Origin of the sequence: Weizmannia sp. FSL W8-0676 (assembly GCF_038593015.1) — a bacterium.
GTDB classification, from domain to species: domain Bacteria; phylum Bacillota; class Bacilli; order Bacillales; family Bacillaceae_C; genus Weizmannia; species Weizmannia coagulans.
In genome coordinates this window covers 1,332,833-1,346,697 of the sequence record NZ_CP151954.1, presented here as the reverse complement: position 1 = coordinate 1,346,697, position 13,865 = coordinate 1,332,833, and the positions used below count along the sequence as shown (strand labels likewise).

Annotated in this window: 16 protein-coding genes; 7 read left to right on the top strand and 9 right to left on the bottom strand. The window is 48.3% G+C overall.

The window, feature by feature from the left end:
• Positions 1–18: 18 nt before the first annotated feature.
• On the top strand, positions 19–159 hold the full coding sequence (locus tag NST20_RS06495; protein WP_003352379.1) for a ribbon-helix-helix protein, CopG family: 141 nt from the start codon (positions 19–21) through the stop codon (positions 157–159).
• A 99-nt stretch (positions 160–258) separates the two neighbouring features.
• Here NST20_RS06495 and NST20_RS06490 read toward each other — a convergent pair whose 3' ends face one another.
• Both NST20_RS06490 and mntR read right to left on the bottom strand, forming a co-directional pair.
• Entirely contained in the window at positions 259–1,944 is a 1,686-nt protein-coding gene (locus NST20_RS06490; protein WP_285958063.1) for a formate--tetrahydrofolate ligase, read from the bottom strand.
• Between the two features lie 322 nt (positions 1,945–2,266).
• A complete protein-coding gene (mntR, locus tag NST20_RS06485) occupies positions 2,267–2,686 on the bottom strand; it encodes a transcriptional regulator MntR (RefSeq protein ID WP_041818986.1) in 420 nt (139 codons plus the stop codon).
• A 306-nt stretch (positions 2,687–2,992) separates the two neighbouring features.
• Here mntR and cspD point away from each other — a divergent pair, with 306 nt between their 5' ends.
• The gene (cspD, locus tag NST20_RS06480) at positions 2,993–3,196 is read left to right on the top strand and encodes a cold-shock protein CspD (protein ID WP_013859190.1); all 204 of its coding nucleotides are present in this window, start codon (positions 2,993–2,995) and stop codon (positions 3,194–3,196) included.
• 249 nt (positions 3,197–3,445) lie between these two features.
• On the opposite strand, the gene NST20_RS06475 is transcribed toward cspD, so the two are convergent.
• Entirely contained in the window at positions 3,446–3,622 is a 177-nt protein-coding gene (locus tag NST20_RS06475) for a zinc-finger domain-containing protein (protein WP_014098476.1), read from the bottom strand.
• Positions 3,623–3,763: 141 nt separating this feature from the next.
• On the opposite strand from NST20_RS06475, the gene sspL reads away from it, so the two are divergent.
• Positions 3,764–3,904, top strand: coding sequence for a small, acid-soluble spore protein L (sspL, locus tag NST20_RS06470; RefSeq protein ID WP_013859188.1), 141 nt, complete (start codon positions 3,764–3,766; stop codon positions 3,902–3,904).
• An 87-nt stretch (positions 3,905–3,991) separates the two neighbouring features.
• On the opposite strand, the gene NST20_RS06465 is transcribed toward sspL, so the two are convergent.
• From NST20_RS06465 to hfq, 5 genes are all read right to left on the bottom strand, one after another.
• Complete coding sequence (locus NST20_RS06465; protein WP_342400281.1) at positions 3,992–4,891, bottom strand: 5'-3' exonuclease H3TH domain-containing protein; 900 nt, start codon at positions 4,889–4,891, stop codon at positions 3,992–3,994.
• A 139-nt stretch (positions 4,892–5,030) separates the two neighbouring features.
• Positions 5,031–6,302 carry a methionine gamma-lyase family protein gene (locus tag NST20_RS06460; RefSeq protein WP_013859186.1) on the bottom strand — a complete coding sequence of 424 codons (1,272 nt, stop codon included), beginning with the start codon at positions 6,300–6,302 and terminating at the stop codon, positions 5,031–5,033.
• A 76-nt stretch (positions 6,303–6,378) separates the two neighbouring features.
• Entirely contained in the window at positions 6,379–7,629 is a 1,251-nt protein-coding gene (gene hflX, locus NST20_RS06455) for a GTPase HflX (protein WP_342400280.1), read from the bottom strand.
• 285 nt (positions 7,630–7,914) lie between these two features.
• Positions 7,915–8,856, bottom strand: coding sequence for a stage V sporulation protein K (gene spoVK, locus NST20_RS06450; protein ID WP_017553373.1), 942 nt, complete (start codon positions 8,854–8,856; stop codon positions 7,915–7,917).
• 270 nt (positions 8,857–9,126) lie between these two features.
• A complete protein-coding gene (gene hfq / locus NST20_RS06445) occupies positions 9,127–9,357 on the bottom strand; it encodes an RNA chaperone Hfq (protein ID WP_013859183.1) in 231 nt (76 codons plus the stop codon).
• A gap of 413 nt (positions 9,358–9,770) precedes the next feature.
• Here hfq and NST20_RS06440 point away from each other — a divergent pair, with 413 nt between their 5' ends.
• The gene (locus NST20_RS06440) at positions 9,771–10,994 is read left to right on the top strand and encodes an IS110 family transposase (protein WP_237349286.1); all 1,224 of its coding nucleotides are present in this window, start codon (positions 9,771–9,773) and stop codon (positions 10,992–10,994) included.
• Positions 10,995–11,311: 317 nt separating this feature from the next.
• Here NST20_RS06440 and miaA read toward each other — a convergent pair whose 3' ends face one another.
• A complete protein-coding gene (gene miaA / locus NST20_RS06435) occupies positions 11,312–12,265 on the bottom strand; it encodes a tRNA (adenosine(37)-N6)-dimethylallyltransferase MiaA (protein ID WP_342400279.1) in 954 nt (317 codons plus the stop codon).
• Positions 12,266–12,518: 253 nt separating this feature from the next.
• On the opposite strand from miaA, the gene NST20_RS06430 reads away from it, so the two are divergent.
• From NST20_RS06430 to NST20_RS06420, 3 genes are all read left to right on the top strand, one after another.
• Positions 12,519–12,701, top strand: a complete 183-nt coding sequence (locus NST20_RS06430) for a hypothetical protein (RefSeq protein WP_017553376.1) — start codon at positions 12,519–12,521, stop codon at positions 12,699–12,701.
• 89 nt (positions 12,702–12,790) lie between these two features.
• Positions 12,791–13,000, top strand: coding sequence for an aspartyl-phosphate phosphatase Spo0E family protein (locus tag NST20_RS06425; protein WP_013859180.1), 210 nt, complete (start codon positions 12,791–12,793; stop codon positions 12,998–13,000).
• A 366-nt stretch (positions 13,001–13,366) separates the two neighbouring features.
• A complete protein-coding gene (locus tag NST20_RS06420; protein ID WP_342400278.1) occupies positions 13,367–13,807 on the top strand; it encodes a hypothetical protein in 441 nt (146 codons plus the stop codon).
• Positions 13,808–13,865: the final 58 nt, after the last annotated feature.

Sequence of the window (13,865 nt, the reverse complement as noted above, 5' to 3'; positions counted from 1 at the left end):
CAATATGAGGTGATAATCATGAGAGAAGAGAAAGAACGTGTAGAAATTCGTATGCCTAAGACGATATTAGAAAAATTGGAGCAATATCAAAAAGAAAATGGGATTCCAACTAGAACAGCCGCAATCTTAGAATTGTTGAGAAAAGGATTGGAAAAATAACTTTGGCTAAAGCCAACCGAAATTCATCTCCCACCTACTCATTGGTGCGATTCGCACCTTCACATTCCTTGAGGATGGGAGACTTCTTTCGGAAAGACGTTAAAAGAGCCCGGATGCGCGGCCGTCCGCATCAACATCCATCCGGTAAGCGGCCGGTTCTTTCGGAAGGCCCGGCATGGTCAGAACGTCTCCTGTCAGGGCAACAATAAACCCGGCGCCAAGCTTCGGAACGAGTTCGCGGACATGGATCGCAAAATCATGCGGGCGGCCCGTTTTGTGCGGGTCATCGGATAAGGAATACTGCGTTTTTGCAATGCAAACAGGGAGATGCCCCCATCCGAGCTGTTCAAATTCGCGGATTTGTTTTTGCGCTTTCGCGGAAAATTCGGCGCCGCGACCGCCATACACCTGGCGCACAATCGCCTCTATCTTTTCTTCAATGGTTGATTCAAGCGGGTAAACCGGCCTGAATGTATGCGGCTGTTTGGCGGCTTCCAGCAGTTTGGCCGCTAGATCCATGCCGCCTGCGCCCCCTTTTTCCCACACTTCCGTAAGCGACACGGGAATGCCGCGTTCACTGCACCAATGTTCTAAGACAGCGATTTCCGCATTGCTGTCCGATATAAACCGGTTGATGGCAACCACAAACGGCAAACCGAATGAAGCGATCGTTTCAACATGTTTTTGCAGGTTTAAAAGCCCGGCTTCAAGAGCCGCAATATTTTCTGCCGCCAAATCTTCCTTGCGCACCCCGCCGTGCATTTTCAAGGCTCGGATGGTGGCGACAATCACGACGCCGTCCGGTTTCAGGCCGGCCGCCCGCGCTTTAATGTCGAGAAATTTTTCAGCGCCGAGGTCGGCACCAAAGCCGGCTTCCGTGACGACATAATCGGCCAGTTTCAAAGCGGTTTTGGTCGCCATAACACTGTTGCAGCCGTGCGCAATATTGGCAAACGGGCCGCCGTGGACAAGGGCCGGCGTATGTTCGATCGTCTGGACAAGATTCGGTTTCAAGGCATCTTTCAGCAATAAGGCAATCGCGCCTTCGATCCCGAGGTCACCGACGGTTACGGGTTTCTTTTCGTAATTGTAGGCTACAACGATGTTCGCAATCCGCCTTTTTAAATCTTCGAGATCTTCCGCCAGGCATAAAACGGCCATCAGTTCAGAAGCCACCGTAATGTCAAATCCGTCTTCACGGGGCACGCCCTGGCCGGGACCGCCGAGGCCGACGACGACATGGCGCAGCGCCCGGTCATTTAAATCGACCGCCCGCTTCCAGACAATGCGGCGCGGGTCAATCTGCAATGGATTTCCCTGGTGGATATGGTTGTCCAGCAAAGCAGAAATGGCATTATTGGCAGCGGTAATCGCATGAAAATCGCCTGTGAAATGAAGATTGATCTCTTCCATCGGCAAGACTTGTGCATAACCGCCGCCCGTTGCGCCCCCTTTCAGCCCCATGACCGGCCCGAGCGATGGCTCCCTTAAGGCAATCACGGTTTTATGGCCCAGCTGTTTTAATGCATCGCCGAGCCCGATGGTGACGGTTGACTTGCCTTCCCCCGCCGGCGTCGGATTGATGGAAGTGACAAGAAATAATTTTCCGTCTTTTTTGGTTTGGAGCTGCTTGATTTTTTCATATGTAATTTTCGCCTTGTATTTCCCGTAATATTCCAGGTCTTCTTCTGCAAGCTGCACGGTTTCCGCAATTTCTTTGACCGGTTTCAGCGAAGCATGCTGCGCGATATCAATATCAGTCTTTCCAATCGAATGGCTTGGCAATGTCAAATCCTCCGCTTCATCAAAAATCTGCTTCCATCTTCTATTCTACATACCCCTGCAGCCCAATGCACCTGAAAAAAGCATTTTTCGCCCGCACCGGGAAATCGTTTGGCTTTATCCCTGATTTTCTACATGAAGGCTGCCATGCGGATTTTGTCTTCCGGCTGGCGGGGAAAAGCCCTGCTTGCATCATGCAGGGAGGACTCTAAAATCCTGATGCGTGCCGGCAGACAGGCTTCCAGGCACCTATGCCCCATCATCCGGCAACAGCCGACGCATAAAAGGAATCAGCCCCATTTCATGGGCAGGCTGGCCGGAAAATTCAATCCTCGTTTTGTGCCTGCAGCCGGTTCAGGTCGTTCACCCGGCCCGGATCTTCCTCAAAGTACTGGACAAGGTCTCCGATCCGGTCAATGGAATTCCAGCTCAGGTGATGTTCAATCCCTTCTACATCTCTATAAATATTTTCTTCATCGACCCCGATGATCCTTAAAAACTGTTCAAGCAAATGATGGCGGTCGACAAGCCGTTTTCCAATTTTCTTGCCTTTTGGGGTGAGGACCAGTCCGCGGTATTTTTCATAAACAAGATAATCATCCTTATCCAGCTTCTGTACCATTTTCGTAACGGATGAAGGATGAACGGAAAGCGCTTCGGCAATATCCGAAACACGCGCATATCCTTTGCTTTCAATCAGAATAAAAATCTGTTCAATGTAGTCTTCCATACTAGGTGTCGGCATCCACGGGCCCCCATTCTTACAACAAATATTGAGTCTGCCGGTACAATACCATCAGTTTACTATAATCACGGATGATGTACAAGAATTCATAATAAATGTGCGCCGATTTTAAACCGCTTGCAAATTTAAGAATTCACAACAATTTTCCATCATTTTTGCTTCCTTTGTCTTGACTATCCATACCGGTTGGAGTATATTAATTATAACATTAAACAAGTGATTTCCCAGACCTTGATGGCGGTTTTTCATCTGTTTAATGCAACACTTTTTGGCACGAACGTGCTTTTGATTTAGGAGGATTAAGAAATGCAAAACGGTAAAGTAAAATGGTTCAATAACGAAAAAGGCTACGGATTCATTGAAGTTGAGGGCGGAGACGATGTTTTCGTTCATTTCACCGCTATTCAAGGTGAAGGGTTCAAAACATTGGAAGAAGGCCAGGCTGTTTCTTTCGACATCGTTGAAGGCAACCGCGGACCTCAGGCAGCGAATGTAACAAAACTTTCATAAATCATAGAATGCAACCAGGCTGGCTTTTATGCCAGCCTTTTATTTTTTGTATTTGTGTAAGCCATCACAATACCGGATTCCCGCATTTTCCCGGTTTTTGCATCAGCAGGTATGCTGTTTACAGCCCGATGGTGGTCATCAGGCGCCGCCTGTTTCCCGGGCCGGCTTTGTGATGGTTAAATTGCGGAAAGACGAGCAACAGCTTTTAGGTGCCGCCTGTTCCCCGCATTTTTACGGTTGTAAAACCCGTCACGATAACCGGTCGCCGTATTTTTTCAGCTTTTCGCCTACCGTGCATTGCCGGATGCAAAACTGGTGGGCATATTTTTTCCCGCGTGTTTTCCGGAAATGCGATTTTAAAAAACAGCCTTCACAATACGTCTTCAATATTTCATCCACTTCCCGGATGAGTTGTTTTCTTTCCATCTTTATCCCTTCTTTCTTTCCGCCAGCTTTCCCATCCGCATTGCGCGTGCATTTATCCATTGCGGCACGCCGGACTTTCCCGGGGATCCCTTTATCAAAATTTCCCCGAATTTGGGCATGCTATAACAAGAGGTGATCAGGATGGCTAAAAAAGACAATACAAACCGCGGTAAAGCGGCAAATTCCGTTACGCCGCAAGGAATCGCACAGGATGCGGCATTCGCGCCGGACCCAAAGACAACCCTTGAAAACCGCGCGAAAAAGTCCAATACAAAAATCTGACAATCGCAAAACGGAGAAGAAAAACAGCATTCTTGTCCTGAATGCTGTTTTTCCACTTTCCGTCCCCAATTAAACCGGGCAAAGTGGTTAAGAAATGAAGCTTGCGTTTATCCGCGCTGTAACCAAATGGCGTTTTACCATTTTTAATTCCAGTTCCTCCATCAGTTCCATAAACGTTTCCGGAATCTGGCCAAACCGCGCTTTTTCCAAAGAAAAAGCCACAGGCACATCACAACGGATTTCAGCAAGTTTTCTGCTCAGGTGCAGCATCTCCAATCCCGCTTCGATTTTTTTCTGCTGTGACGGGGTGAGCTCCCCGAGATGTTCCAAAATGCCGCCGATGTTTCCAAACCGGCTGACGAGCTTAAACGCTGTTTTTTCACCGATCCCCTTCACACCCGGATACCCGTCGCTTGTATCACCCATCAGCGCTTTTACATCGATAAACTGCCGCGGCGTCACCCCGTATTCGTCCATAAACGCCGCTTTTGTATAGGTTTTATAATTTCCGAACCCCTTTTGGAGGAGATGGACTTCCACGTGGTCATCCAAAAGCTGCAAGATGTCGCGGTCGCCAGTCAAAATGGAAATATCCGCCTCGTCTTTGAACCGGCTGCTAAGGGTACCGAGACAGTCGTCTGCTTCATACCCGGCCACTCCGACATTTGGAATTTCAAAAGCTTCCACTGTTTCTTTCGCCAGGTCAAATTGTGGAATCATCTCAACCGGCGGGACGTCCCGGTTTGCTTTATATTCACCGTACAAGTCGTTGCGGAACGTTTTGCTCCCCATATCCCAGCAAACGGCCACATGCGTCGGTTTTTTGTTCTCAGCCGCCAAAAGCAAATGGCGCAAAAAGCCCTGCACGCCGTTTGTCGGCATTCCTTTGGAATTCACCATAAACTGCCCCGTCACGGCGGTGGCATAAAACGCCCGGAAAAGAAGCGCCATCCCGTCAATCAAAAGCAAATGCGGCCTCTTATTCATGCGATCACCTCATCAAATATCATCCTGTTATTATAACACAACCGGCAAACCGGCCGCATTAGAAAAAGGCGTCCCTGCACGGGCGGAACATGGTGCCCGGTTAACATCCAGCCGGCCGTGGATCAAAGTAGGGAAAAATTCAATTGGGATCGACAAGGTTTTCTTCAATCAGCCGGTCGAGCGCGAGCAGGACGGCCATTTTGACATGCGCATACGTAAGGCCGCCCTGAACATAGGCGGTGTAAGGCGGGCGGAGCGGGCCGTCGGCGGAAAGCTCGATGCTTGCCCCCTGGATAAATGTGCCGGCTGCCATGATGACATCGTCCGCATAACCGGGCATATCACTCGGATATGGCGTCACATAAGAATTCACCGGTGAAGCAAACTGGATCGCCTGGCAAAAAGCGACCATGCTGTCCGGGTCGCCAAATTCAACGGACTGGATAAGGTCCGTCCTGGGCGCATCCCATTTCGGATAAGTATGCATCCCGGATTTTTCCAGGATTGCCGATGTAAACACCGCACCTTTTAATGCCTCTGCCACAACATGCGGCGCCAGAAAGAAGCCCTGGTACATCTCAAGAAGGCTGTAAAGCGATGCTCCTGCTTCCGCGCCGATTCCGGGGGATGTCATCCTGTAAGCGCAGCTTTCCACCCATTTTTTCTTCCCGCAAATGTAGCCGCCTGTTTTAGCAAGCCCGCCACCTGGATTTTTGATAAGCGAACCGGCCATTAAATCCGCGCCAACATGGCACGGCTCCTTCTCCTCTACAAATTCGCCGTAGCAGTTGTCGACAAACACAACTGTATCCGGCTTGATTTCTTTTACAAAGCGGATCATTTCCCCGATCTCATCCACTGTAAACGAAGGCCTTGACGCATACCCTTTTGAGCGCTGGATCGCAACCATTTTTGTATGGGGATGGATCGCTTTTCTCACCGCTTCAAAATCGACTGTGCCATCTTCCTTCAAGTTTACATAATTGTACGTTATGTTAAACTCCTGCAGCGAACCGTTGCCGCTGCCGTGCGCCCCTGTAATTTCATCAAGCGTATCGTACGGCTTCCCGGTTATGTATAACAATTCATCCCCCGGGCGGAGGACGCCGAAAAGCGCAATCGTAATCGCATGTGTCCCGGAAATGATTTGCGGGCGGACAAGCCCGGCTTCCGCGCCGAAAACATCGGCATATATGCGCTCAAGTGTTTCCCTGCCGGCGTCATCATAGCCGTATCCGGTCGACGGATAAAAATGCGACTCGCTCACTTTATGCTTTTGAAAGCTTTGCAATACGCGGAACTGGTTCGTTTCCGCCCGTTTTTCTATTGCACTGTGGACCGGGCGGATTTGGCGCTCGGCCTCCTCTGCCATTTGCCTGAGTTTGGCACCATGAGTCAAATACTGGTACATCTTCTACACCTTTCCGTTCAAAATGTCGGGTGCATGCAACAAGGGAACCCGCTGCATGCACCCGCGCACAAGATTTTTATTCAGCATATGGTTGTATCGCGCCCAAAACTGGATGGCCCGGAAGCGCATATCCCTTGCACTGGTATGCCTCATTTTCTTCCTTGAAAATCAGTTCTCTTAAAATGGTATCACTTTTTAAAACCGAAAGCAGCTTTCCTTCCGTTTGCGGGACAAGCGCGCTGTACGGCACCATTTCGGCCAGCACCTGTTTTTCAATTTCCAACAGCAGCCGGTGGATATCTTTTTCGTCTTTCGCGCTGATCATGATGCTGTTTTGTGCATTGGGCACGAAATGGCTGTCTTTTATATCCATTTTATTGTAAACGGCAAGCTGCGGTAGATGGTTCATTTCCAGTTCGGAAAGCAGGCGCTGCACCGTTTTTTGATGGTTGTCATAATCCGGGTTGGAACTGTCAATGACATGCAAAAGCAAATCGGCTTCCCGCACTTCTTCTAAGGTCGAGCGGAACGCCGCAATCAGCGTCGTCGGCAAGTCCTGGATAAATCCGACCGTATCCGTCAGCAAAGCCGTATAACCGCTTGGCAACACAACTTTTCTTGTCATCGGATCAAGCGTGGCAAACAGCTGGTTTTCCTCATAAGAATTTGCGGCAGACAGGCGATTAAACAATGTCGATTTTCCGGCGTTGGTATAGCCGACAAGCGCAATTTGAAACACATGGTTCTTTTTCCGCCTTTCGCGGTACCGCTCCCGGTGGTGGACAACCGTTTCAAGCTGCGCCTTGATTTCAGAAATGCGGCGGCGGATATGGCGGCGGTCCGTTTCAAGCTGGGTTTCCCCCGGCCCCCTCGTGCCGATTCCGCCCCCGAGCCGCGACAGCTCCGTCCCGCGCCCGCCAAGACGCGGCAGCAAATACTCAAGCTGCGCCAGTTCCACCTGGAGCTTCCCTTCTTTTGAACGGGCACGCGTCGCAAAAATATCAAGGATGAGCTGTGTCCTGTCCAGCACGCGGCACTCCACCGCGGCCTGGAGATTGCGGAGCTGGCTCGGCGAAAGTTCCGCGTTAAAAACGATCAGATCAGCTTGCAGTTCTGAAACAAGCGCCTTTAGTTCCGCTACCTTGCCTTTTCCGATATACGTAGCAGCATCTACCCTGTCCCGTTTTTGTACGACTTCAAGCACCGCTTCCCCCTGCGCCGTTTCGACAAGCCGCTTCAGCTCTTCCATTGAATAGGCAAAACGGCTGTGGCTGATGCCGCTCCATTCGCATCCGACAAGAATCGCTCTTTCTTTTTTATTTTCCATTTCATCACCTGTTCCGTCCAGTATACCTGTTATCTTACCAAAAAACGCACAAGTATAACATGTCGAGGCGCTTTTTTTGGGAAACAGGGCATGGCTTCGTGCGATATGGCTTTTTTTCCGCCCGCATTAAAAAAGGCCGGGCGCTGTTATGCCCGGGCCCGCATGACTTGAAAATGTATCCCCAAGCTGCTTATTTTCCGGGCGAAACAGCTAGCCGGCAAAACCGGCTTAAGCTTTCGGACGGAAAATAAGCGCCTGCGGAAAACCGCAGAGGGCGCAGGGGCGTCAGTCCGGAAAAACAAGGTCACTGCTGCGCAGCGTGACCAGCTCATGGCGGTCATAGCAAGCCTGCATCAACAGCCGCATCGCCTGGGCGCGCACTGATTTTTCAATTACATTCCGCACATACCGGCCGTTTGAAAAACTGGCAGGGTTGCTCGTTGTTTTGACAAAAGCCAGATGGTCGCGGAGCTTCCGTTCTGCATCCAAACTGAGCGTATACTCTTTTTCAGTCAGCATCCTTTTCCCGATATCCATGAGCTCCTCTACCGAGTAATCGGGAAAGTTGAACACAATCGGGAACCGGGAATGCAGCCCCGGATTCAGGCTCAGGAAATAATCCATTTCGTTTGAATAGCCGGCCAAAATTAAAATAAATTCGTGCTGTTTGTCTTCCATATGCTTTACAAGCGTATCGATTGCTTCTTTCCCGAAATCTTTCTCGCCGCCGCGGCCGAGAGAGTACGCTTCATCAATAAATAAAATGCCGCCGATCGCTTTTTTAATCAAATCCCTTGTCTTTTGCGCCGTATGGCCGATGTATTCGCCGACAAGATCGGCCCTTTCCGCTTCAATCAAGTGGCCTTTTGACAATACATTCATTTTATGGAACAATTTCCCGATCAATCGGGCGACAGTTGTTTTGCCTGTTCCGGGATTGCCTTTAAACATCATATGGAGAGCCTGCTTTCCCGTTTTTAACCCGGCGGCTTCCCTTTTCTTGTTAATATAGATCCAGGCATAAACTTCTTTTACCATTTTTTTGATTTCTTCCATTCCGACAAGCGTGCCAAGTTCATCTTCAATTTCTTTTAAAATTTCATGTTCCGCTGATAAATCTTTTTTGCTGGTTTCTATTTTCGGCTGGGGAATAACGGCCTCCCTTTGGCCCGCATGGAGGACAATATTGATCTGGCCGTTATTTTTCATACGAATCGGTTGATCCATCACCGCCACCTCGCATTCTACAGACAATATACGCGGATTGGGCCGGGAGTGTGACAAATGCCCACGTACAAAAACTTGTTGTTCGGCATAAGAAAACCGGTTGTTTTTCAAATCCGCACCGGCCGAAAATCAGCATCATCCAAAATGGCGGGGGAATTTGTCGGTTTTTGCGCTTTCCCGAGAAATAATCATCTGTATCAGTTTATGTTTCGGGGGCGGATAACAGTACACCATATTTAAAATGCCCGGCAAGTTGCCGGACATTTTGTTTTAATTTTCCTCAAAATTGATTTGAACATTTTTTTGCGGCTGGAACGTTGAAATCGCATGTTTGAAAACGAGTTGCTGTTTGCCGTCTGTTTCAATCAGCACGGTGAAGTTATCAAAGCCTTTTACCTGGCCGCGAAGCTGGAAGCCGTTCATCAAAAAGACTGTGACAACCGTACCGTCTTTCCGCAATTGGTTTAAATACTGGTCCTGAATATTGATGGCTTTGTTCATTACAAATCCTCCTCTCGTATAATAAGTTTAAATCCAAAGTGGATGTCAATTTCCAGTTCATTCTGCTGCTCATTGACAAGTGAATATAAGATTTTGTATTCCGGGCGAGCCCGGAATACAAGTTCGGACTTGGACGCTTCGCGATGTTCCCGGATAATGGTCTTAGGATCGTTTGGGTCAATGCTTCCCCTCCTTGTAGCCTGACTACTCGAAAAGTCTGCATCCCCAGGTTCTTGCTTGAACGTCTAACCCGTAGGCCGTTCCTCCGGATCTCCGTGCTGGAAATGAGCAGTTCCAGGCAGCCCACGGCCCGGATGAGTTCTCATACGCGAGGCTGACAGATCGGCAAGCCATCTGGGGATATCCCGAAGCGTCCGATTCCATCGATCCCAATACAGAGAGGAGGAAATCATATGCCCTTATTTGTCGGTATTGACGTGAGCTCCAAAAACCTCGATGCCTGCCTGATGGATGGAATGGGGGAAACGTTAGCCACCCAAACGGTGACAAACAATCTTCCCGGTGCCTCTGAGTTAAGAGACACCATCCTCCAACATGCGGAGGCGGATGACACCATCCAGATCGCCATGGAGGCCACATCTGTGTATAGTTGGCACCCGGCAATGTTTTTCCATGAAGATCCCGAGCTGAAACAGCGTCGTACAAAGGTGTTTACCCTGAATCCGAAGCTGGTGAGAAATTTCAAAAAGGCTTATGCCGAGATGGACAAGACCGATCCCAAAGATGCCTGGGTAATTGCGGACCGCTTGCGTTTCGGGAGATTGCCGAAATCCGTGATTCAGTCAGAACAATACCTTGCCCTTCAACGGTTAACACGGATGCGCTATCACCTGATTCAAAGTTTAACCCGGGAACAACAGGTATTTTTGAATCATCTGTTTTTCAAATTCAGTGCCTTTAACCTTGAAGTGGATACATCGGTCTTCGGCCATGCCATAACGGAATTTTTGCTTGAGGCCTATAGCCTCGATGAAATTGCCCAAATGCCTCTGGAGGACTTAGCGATGTATCTCCAGACCAAAGGCCATGGCCGCTTTAGCGATCCCGAGGATTTGGCCGCATCCATCCAAAAAGCTGCCCGGTCCTCTTACCGGCTTTCTAAATGTGTGGAGGATTCGATTGACTTGGTCCTGGGCAGTTCTATTGAGATCATCCGGCATCTTAAACGCCAAATCAAGGATTTGGATAAGGCGATTGCCCGCGTTCTTGATGGAATCCCGAATACCCTCCAGACCATTCCGGGAATAGGCCCGGTGAGCTGTGCTGGGATTCTCGCTGAAATCGGCGACATTGAGCGCTTTGACGACCAAGCCGCGATCGCAAAATTTGCCGGATTGTTCTGGCCCCGCCACCAATCGGGTGATTTTGAGGCTGATGACAAAATGCTTGCGCGTACAGGCAATCGTTATCTCCGGTATTACCTGGTTGAGGCTGCCAATCTGGTCCGGCGACACGAACCTGAGTACCGCGCCTTTTACCAAAAGAAATATCGTGAGGTGCATAAGCACTCACACAAACGCGCCCTCGTCTTAACGGCAAGAAAACTGGTGCGCCTGATCGATGCGCTGCTCCGCAACGATCAAATTTATGCGCCGAAAAAGAAGGTGACGCGATGAGGTAACCAGGTAACCATCATCGATAGCCTGAACTTGAAAACTTCCAGATTATTCCAATTATCTGGAGGCTTAGTTCAGTATTGCCATTTTTATGACATAGAGCCAACAAAATTTCCAATTCACTTGTTTTTAACCCTTGACATCACACCGTAGGACTTTCTCTCTATTTTAACCTGCTCATGACTAAAGCCGCGAGATTCCTGCAAACGCCGGTGGATCTCCGGTGATTTTTGGCAGGCAGCCCCCGCAGTTTCTGCGGTTCGGTGCCCGGAGCATCTCATGACTGAAGTCACGCGTGTTCCCGGCTATACTCTATATTATAAACTATTCGATTTTAATTGTAGCTTTCCTGCTATGAAAGCGGAAATTTCTTCAAATTTTTTTTCCTTTTCTTCCTCTTTTGTCATGTCAAACCACTCTATTTCCAACTTATTGCGGAACCAGGTGAGCTGCCTTTTGGCAAAACGTCTTGTATTTTGTTTTAAGCGGGAAACAGCCTCATCAAGGGTCGTGCGCCCGTCAAAGTAATCGTACAGTTCTTTGTAGCCGATCGCCTGGATGGACTGGACACCACGCAAATGTTTGTCATACAACTTTCTCGCTTCCTCGATTAAACCGCGTTCCATCATTTGATCGACCCGTTCGTTAATGCATTGATACAGCTTCTCCCTCTCCATCACAAGCCCCACCAGCGCCGCACAATAAAGCGGTTCATGCTGTTGCTGTTTCTGGTAGTCTTGCATCGTCCTGCCGGAAAAATGGCATACTTCCAGCGCCCGGATCACCCTTCTCACATTATGCGGATGAATCTTTGCGGCACTTTCCGGATCGGTTTTTTCCAGTAATTTGTAAAGCAGGCCGGGCCCTTCCCGCTTTGCGATCTTTTCAAGTTCCGCGCGGTATACCGGGTCTCCGGCAATGTCCGAAAAACGGTAATCGTATAAGACAGATTGTATGTAAAGCCCCGTGCCGCCGACGATCATGGGCAACTTGCCGCGGGAAGCAATATCGCTTATTTTTTCCCGTACCAGTTGCTGGAATTCAGCAACCGAAAAAGACTCATCCGGATTTTTAATGTCGATCAGGTGATGGGGAACCCCTTCCATTTCATCCTGCGTAATTTTTGCTGTGCCGATATCCATGCCTCTGTATACTTGCATCGAATCGCCGCTGATAATTTCAGCATCGAATCTTTTCGCGAGGCGGATGCTAAGCGCCGTTTTTCCTGATGCTGTCGGGCCGATCAGTACGATCAGTTTTTGTTTTGCCATTCGTACCCTACCTTTTATGCTGGAGATTGCAGCATTCTTTAAATCCCCGGATTTTTCTGTCTCTATCGTACCATAAAACAGCAAACAGAACATCTATACAGTTTCCCTTTTTTCGGGATTTTATTCATCATTGAAAATTCGCTTACAAAAAAATATTTAAAAAAATGCATATAGGTCTAAAGTCCTGCTTCAAGTCCATTTATACTATATAATAAGGATAATGATTATGATCCATGTAAGGCAGGTTTTTTGTATGGTCAAAAATGACGAGCGTTTCTTTTTTATTATTGAATTAGGGCGGCTTTTGGATGAATACCACAAATGCCCGTATGAGGCTGTGAAAAAAAGCATATATGAAGATATCGTATTGCTCAGGCATGCCATTGGCCCTGATTCAAACGATATGCCTGCTGGCTCCGCTAAAAAGCCATCTTAAGCACAACCGCCTCCGAAACACGCTTATGTTGCCTTTTCTTCAAAACTGTTTTTCTAATCTTCTTATATTTCTCCGAAAGGGATGTTTGCATGGAAAAAATGAATCAGTATCCCACACTTGCCTCTGCCCATCTGCCCCGTATTATTTTGATCCTCCGCGAACAATTGATGCAGTGTGCCAAACAAAATGGCATGAACCACCCGGAAACGATCCGCCAAAGCCAATTATTGGACAAACTGATTTATGAATACCAGCTGGGCATGCTCGCACAAAGCAAGGGCGGCTCATTCCGTGATTAATTCCTTCCATCCGCCATTTCCTTTAAAACAAATGCCGGCCGCTGCCTTTTTTGCTTGCCGTAGTCATGATGGCCCGTCAGGCGTTGCATCCTGGAAGAAGTGTACTCTGGCACGGCGTTTGCAATGAACGAGGAAACAAAAGGACTTCTACGGCCCGTGATTGAAAGCAATCTTCGTCTTGCAAAACAAATTAGATGCCCATGCCGCACTGAATGCGGCACCACCGGAAGATGAGAATCTTGCGGCGCATATTTTCAGGACAGAGATGAATTCCTGTGGATTGGATTAAAAATGCAATATATAATAGATGGTGATAGAATTTCAACATGAAAAAGATAATTAAAACAATTTGGAAGGAGATTGGCAATGGATCAGAGGCTGGACATTATTCTGGATAAATTAAACTCGTTGGAATCAGGCCAAGTGGAATTGAACAAAAAATTGGAAGTTATGGAATCAGGCCAAATAGAACTGAACAAAAAATTGGAAGTTATGGAATCAGGCCAAGTTGAACTGAACAATAAATTGGAAGCTATGGAATCAGGCCAAATAGAACTGAACAAAAAATTGGAAGTTATGGAATCAGGCCAGGATGAACTTTATCAAATGGTCCGGGCAATCCGCGACCGCCAGGAAGAAACCGATGCAAAGCTTGATGCCCTGTCAATGGATGTCCACCATGCCCATGGCGAAATTGCAGGTGTCAAGGACGCTGTTAAAGAACTGCGTGAAGGGGTTATTTTTGTAAACCGTAAAGTCGCCGATACGGAATATGAAGTCAATCTGCTAAAACAAAGAAAGCAGTAATCCTTTTGGCTGAAGCGCTCCGAAAGAACAGCGTCCAGCAATAAATGCAGCCAAATTG

Bases quoted from the DNA above. Each gene is read 5' to 3' on its own strand.
- NST20_RS06425 (WP_013859180.1), top strand. From the start codon at position 12,791: ATGGAAAAAATGAATCAGTATCCCACACTTGCCTCTGCCCATCTGCCC.
- sspL (WP_013859188.1), top strand. From the start codon at position 3,764: ATGGCTAAAAAAGACAATACAAACCGCGGTAAAGCGGCAAATTCCGTT.
- miaA (WP_342400279.1), bottom strand. From the start codon at position 12,265: ATGGCAAAACAAAAACTGATCGTACTGATCGGCCCGACAGCATCAGGA.
- hfq (WP_013859183.1), bottom strand. From the start codon at position 9,357: ATGAACAAAGCCATCAATATTCAGGACCAGTATTTAAACCAATTGCGG.
- NST20_RS06465 (WP_342400281.1), bottom strand. From the start codon at position 4,891: ATGAATAAGAGGCCGCATTTGCTTTTGATTGACGGGATGGCGCTTCTT.
- NST20_RS06420 (WP_342400278.1), top strand. From the start codon at position 13,367: ATGGATCAGAGGCTGGACATTATTCTGGATAAATTAAACTCGTTGGAA.
- NST20_RS06460 (WP_013859186.1), bottom strand. From the start codon at position 6,302: ATGTACCAGTATTTGACTCATGGTGCCAAACTCAGGCAAATGGCAGAG.
- cspD (WP_013859190.1), top strand. From the start codon at position 2,993: ATGCAAAACGGTAAAGTAAAATGGTTCAATAACGAAAAAGGCTACGGA.
- spoVK (WP_017553373.1), bottom strand. From the start codon at position 8,856: ATGGATCAACCGATTCGTATGAAAAATAACGGCCAGATCAATATTGTC.
- mntR (WP_041818986.1), bottom strand. From the start codon at position 2,686: ATGCCGACACCTAGTATGGAAGACTACATTGAACAGATTTTTATTCTG.
- NST20_RS06475 (WP_014098476.1), bottom strand. From the start codon at position 3,622: ATGGAAAGAAAACAACTCATCCGGGAAGTGGATGAAATATTGAAGACG.
- NST20_RS06495 (WP_003352379.1), top strand. From the start codon at position 19: ATGAGAGAAGAGAAAGAACGTGTAGAAATTCGTATGCCTAAGACGATA.
- NST20_RS06440 (WP_237349286.1), top strand. From the start codon at position 9,771: ATGCCCTTATTTGTCGGTATTGACGTGAGCTCCAAAAACCTCGATGCC.
- hflX (WP_342400280.1), bottom strand. From the start codon at position 7,629: ATGGAAAATAAAAAAGAAAGAGCGATTCTTGTCGGATGCGAATGGAGC.
- NST20_RS06430 (WP_017553376.1), top strand. From the start codon at position 12,519: ATGGTCAAAAATGACGAGCGTTTCTTTTTTATTATTGAATTAGGGCGG.